The organism is Arhodomonas sp. AD133, from assembly GCF_051195215.1.
Taxonomy (GTDB): domain Bacteria; phylum Pseudomonadota; class Gammaproteobacteria; order Nitrococcales; family Nitrococcaceae; genus Arhodomonas.
In genome coordinates this window covers 1-1,416 of the sequence record NZ_JBNAZM010000141.1, presented here as the reverse complement: position 1 = coordinate 1,416, position 1,416 = coordinate 1, and the positions used below count along the sequence as shown (strand labels likewise).

General features: G+C 64.0%; 1 protein-coding gene. It reads right to left on the bottom strand.

Features of this window, described 5'->3' with window-relative positions; translation table 11 throughout:
• Positions 1 to 388: 388 nt before the first annotated feature.
• The gene (locus ACPEES_RS23365) at positions 389 to 1,294 is read right to left on the bottom strand and encodes an IS30 family transposase (protein ID WP_435106908.1); all 906 of its coding nucleotides are present in this window, start codon (positions 1,292 to 1,294) and stop codon (positions 389 to 391) included.
• Positions 1,295 to 1,416: the final 122 nt, after the last annotated feature.

Sequence of the window (1,416 nt, the reverse complement as noted above, 5' to 3'; positions counted from 1 at the left end):
GCCGGACGCCTGCCAGGCCGTGATATGCTGCTGCCATATCCGCTCGCGTTCGTTGCGGGTCATGCTGACTCCCCCCCCTGTTGAAGAAGGAATCAGTGTGCGCAATCACGTGGACAGGATGTAGGTGCTGATTTGTTGGCGCTTACGAATCAGCGGTCACGATCGATCGGAATGGGCGGTCACGATGGGCCGGAATACGCAAATGGAAGCGTTGACTGGTAAGAAGAAATGATCACAGGGCGCGCCACCTCAATCCGTATATTTCTGGCCGACGGCTCGCCGGACGGCATACGCATCGTGGACAAATCCAACTGGGTGGGCCGAGCGTTGGTCGCAAGTCGCGTTCAGGTGGGCGGGGTGCTCCAGCGTGAGGAGTTGGGGCTTGGATTCAAGAATCAAGCGCAACGTTTTTGGTGAATTGGTTGAGCTCTTCGGCCATTGCCTCCTCGGGCGTCTGCCAGCCGAGGGTTTTGCGCGGTCGCTGGTTGAGCAACCGGGCGATGTCGTTAAGCTGCGTCTGGCTGACCTCGCTGAGATCCATGCCTTTGGGCAAGAACTGGCGCAGTAAGCCGTTGGTGTTCTCGTTGCTGCCGCGCTGCCAGGGCGCATGAGGATCGGCGAACCAGATCTCAAGGTTCAGCCGCCGCGCGAGCTCGGCGTGGCAGGCCATCTCGCTGCCGCGGTCGTAGGTGAGACTCTGGCGCAGCAGCGCCGGCAGCCGCCCCATCTGCCGCGAGAACCCCTCCAGCGCCGCCTCGGCGCCGCAACCTTTCATGCGGCTGAGCACGACATAGGGGGTCTTGCGCTCGACCAGCGTACCCACCGCGGAGCGGTTCATCGCGCCCTTGATGAAGTCCCCCTCCCAGTGCCCGGGCATGCACCGCGTCTCGATCGCTTCCGGGCGGTGGGCGATGCGCAGCGCCTCCGGCACGTACGAACCACCCGCCGCCGTTGTGCGCCGACGCCCGCGCTTGGGCTTTTGCTGGCGCAACGCCGCGATCATCGTCTTCTTCAGCGATCCGCGCGGATGGGCGTAGATCGCCGCGTAAATGCTCTCGTGGCTGATGCGTCGACTCGGATCACCGGGATACATGCTCGCCAGTCTGCCGGCGATTTGCTCCGGCGACCAACACCAGTAGATCAACCGGTCCCAGACCCAGCGATGCAGCGTCTCGCCTTCGACGAGCTTGCGCCGTCGACCACAACGGCGCCGGCGCGCGCGATAGTCCCTCGCCGCCGCCGTGGGGCAGTAGCCACCGCCCTCACCCGTCGGGCGCTGCAGCTCGCGAGTAATCGTCGAGGCGTGACGTCCTGTCAGGTCCCGGGCGATTCCGTGGTCTTTTGTGAAATAGATCGGGCCTGTCAGCGTACCAGTGTTTCATCGCCTGCACGGGCGCGATATGGCCGAGCGCTTTC